This is a genomic window from Candidatus Binataceae bacterium (assembly GCA_036495685.1).
GTDB lineage: Bacteria > Desulfobacterota > Binatia > Binatales > Binataceae > JAFAHS01.
Genome location: DASXMJ010000012.1, coordinates 1 through 3,142, shown reverse-complemented (window position 1 = coordinate 3,142; position 3,142 = coordinate 1). Strand labels below are relative to the sequence as shown.

At 60.6% G+C, this 3,142-nt stretch carries 3 protein-coding genes; all 3 read left to right on the top strand.

Going from position 1 to position 3,142, the window contains the following annotated elements:
- The first annotated feature begins 294 nt into the window (after nt 1-294).
- Entirely contained in the window at nt 295-780 is a 486-nt protein-coding gene (locus VGI36_01440; GenBank protein HEY2483778.1) for a helix-turn-helix domain-containing protein, read from the top strand.
- 2 nt (nt 781-782) lie between these two features.
- Nucleotides 783-1,070 carry a hypothetical protein gene (locus VGI36_01435; GenBank protein ID HEY2483777.1) on the top strand — a complete coding sequence of 96 codons (288 nt, stop codon included), beginning with the start codon at nt 783-785 and terminating at the stop codon, nt 1,068-1,070.
- A 15-nt stretch (nt 1,071-1,085) separates the two neighbouring features.
- Nucleotides 1,086-3,142, top strand: a 2,057-nt coding sequence (locus tag VGI36_01430; GenBank protein ID HEY2483776.1) for a recombinase family protein, incomplete at its 3' end; no start/stop codon positions are given.

Here is a 3,142-nt window from a genome sequence, read left to right as displayed (position 1 = left end):
GCAACGCCCGACGCCTATGAAGTCGTGGGCAGGGGCCGGGCGCGGTTGCGTGTCGAGGACTTGCTGCGGCTGGTTGAGCTGATCGACGCTGGGGGTGACCGGCGATGAGACAGCTAATGTCAAGTGTATTTCGTCCCCAGTGTCACATGGAATTCGTACATGATGTCTCGAGCCGGGTGTCAAAGAGTAGCCCTTCAGGTATACAAAATCCAATATTGACTGATTCACTAGCTCGTTCAGAAATTGACTGCTTGACGATCCGGCAAGCATGTGTATCTAATATCATTGACACTAATGGCGCCTCGACGACCAGACGATCCCAAGGCGGCGGCGCTGCGCGCGGCCGGCGCGCTCCATCCCGATCCGCAAAGCGTGCGCGACGAAGCCTTCGCCGGCGAACACCAATTCTTCGATCCGCGCGACCGCGTGCAGGTCAAATACGAGATGCTGCGCCGCCACCGGGTCGAGGGCCGCGCGGTCAGCCACGTGGCCGAAGCTTTCGGTATCAGCCGACAGGCATTCTATGTCACCGAACAGGCCTTCCAGCAGCAAGGGATTCCCGGACTGTTGCCACGTCCCCGCGGGCCGCGGCGCAATCACAAGTGCACCGAGGAGGTCCTCGACTTGGTGGAGCGCTGGCAGCCTGGGGATGGACGCGGGCGGGAAACCCTGACCCAAGCAGTACAGCGCCAATTTGGAATTACCGTTCATCCCCGTTCCCTCGAGCGAGCATTGGCCCGGCGCAAAAAAAAACTCGCGACCAGGCGCCGGTCGGGCTGACAGTGGCTTTCGCCGTCGGGCGTTTTCTGCACGAACAGTACGAGACGCTGCGACGAGAAGCATTGGCGGAGAATGGGAGGGAGCGCGGTCATGGACTGGCGCTGTTTTTGGCTCGCGGCATGACGGCCTGGGTCGCGGCGGTCGGAGCCCTGACGCCGGTAGTCTCTAAACCGCAGCAGTGTATCGCCGACGATGGCTCGCATTCCCCTCGGGCTACGCTGCCGGTTTCATATCGAGCGGAATTGACCACGGTACTCGCCGGGATGGTGCTGGCTTGTAGCGGGTGGTGAGGAGGAGGCGGTCGGATGATTAGCCAAGGGAAAGTGACCACGGAGCATTTGCAACGACTGGCCTATCTATATGTTCGTCAGTCGTCGCTTCATCAGGTGCGCGAGCACCGAGAGAGCACTGCACGGCAGTACGAGCTTAAGCGCCGAGCCCAGGCGCTCGGCTGGAGCGCTGAGCAGCTGATCATCGTCGACGAAGATCAAGGACTATCCGGCGCGTCGGCGGCCGAGCGCAGGGGCTTTCAGCGGATGGTGGCCGAAGTCGGTCTGGGCCGGGTCGGGGTGGTGATGGGACTGGAGGTGTCGCGTCTGGCGCGTAATTCCGCCGACTGGCATCGGCTGCTCGAAATCTGCGCGCTCTCCAATACGCTGATCCTGGACGAAGATGGCGTCTACGATCCCAGTCACTTCAACGATCGGCTCCTGCTCGGTCTAAAAGGAACCATGAGTGAAGCGGAGCTCCACTTGCTGCGCGCCCGTCTGCTCGGGGGTCAGCTCAATAAAGCGCGGCGCGGCGAACTGTGGATTCGCCCACCGATCGGTTATGTCTTCGATCCGCGCACGTGCAGCTTAGTCTTGGATCCCGACGAGCAGATTCAGGAGGTCGTACGTCTACTGTTTGAGACCTTTCGTCGTACCGGCTCAGCTTTAAAGGTAGTGCGGTACTTCGAGGTGAAGGGAATTGGGTGGCCACGCCGGATGGTTGGGGGTGTTCAAGCAGGGCAGATCGTCTTTTCGCCACTGGCACATCATGACGTGCTGAGAACTCTCCACAATCCGCGCTACACCGGAGCCTTCGTCTTCGGTCGCACGCGGGCGGCGAAGCTACCAATCGGTGGTCCACATCGATATCGGCGTCTTCCTCGGCAAGAGTGGAAAGTCTTTTTGCCTAACTCGTTCCCGGGCTACCTCAGCTGGGAGCAATACGAGGCAAATCAAGAGGTGTTGCGCGCCAATGCTCGAGGCTACGGATATGACCGGCGACGGAGCCCGGCACGTGAGGGAGCGGCATTGCTGCAGGGCTTGGTCCTGTGTGGCAAATGCGGCGACCGCATGACCGTGCGCTATTACGTGCGCAAGGGGCAACCGCTCCCAATCTATGTGTGCCAGCGCCGCAGTATCGAATCGGCCAAGTTGCCCTGCCAGGTCATTCCCGGAAGGGGAGTGGATGAGGTTGTCAGTGGTTTGGTCCTGGAGGCTGTCAGTCCTGCTTCACTGGAGGTAGCACTCGAAGTGTTCGAGGAACTGCGGGCCCGCAGAGCCGAGATCCATCGCCTGCACCGCATCCAGGTCCAGCGCGCCCGCGAGGAGGTGGAACTGGCACAGCGCCAATTCATGCTGGTCAGACCAGAAAACCGTTTGGTGGCGGACAGCCTGGAACGGCGTTGGAACGAAAAACTCGCCGAACTTTCCAAGGCCGAGCAAGAGTATGCTGGCGCCGTGAAGGCGGAGGACCCCGAACTCAGTCCAGCGGCGCGGGAGCGTATTCATTCGCTGATAGCGGATCTGCCCAGGGTTTGGAACGACGCGTGCACACCGGCTCGTGAACGCAAGCGAATACTGCGCTTGCTCATCGAAGATGTAACCCTAAGTCGAGGCCACGAGATCCACCTCCATATCCGGTGGAAAGGCGGTGCGACTACTTCACTGGACCATCCGCTTCCGCTCAGTGCGCCCAATCTGCGCCGCACCTCGGCAACGGTCGTGGAGCTGGTGAGAGCGCTTGCCACTGCGCAGACCGATCATCAGATTGCCCAGACTCTCAATGACCGGTGGTTACGCACCGGGACCGCTCAGCGCTTTACTCGTCTGCGTGTACGGCGGATCCGCCAAGCCTATGGAATCCGCAGCCTCGCTCAACATAAACGCGAGGCCGGCTGGCATACGACGGCCGAAATCAGCGCTCAACTTCACATCCACCCGCAAACGCTCAAGCGCCATGCGCGAGAAGGTGTTCTCAACGCCCAGCGCGTCAATGACAAAGGCGAGATCCTTTTCGCGCCACTCAACGGACCGCTTCCCAAAGCACAGCGCGGAAAACGACTGTCCGATCGGCGTTGCTATACGAAACTTAC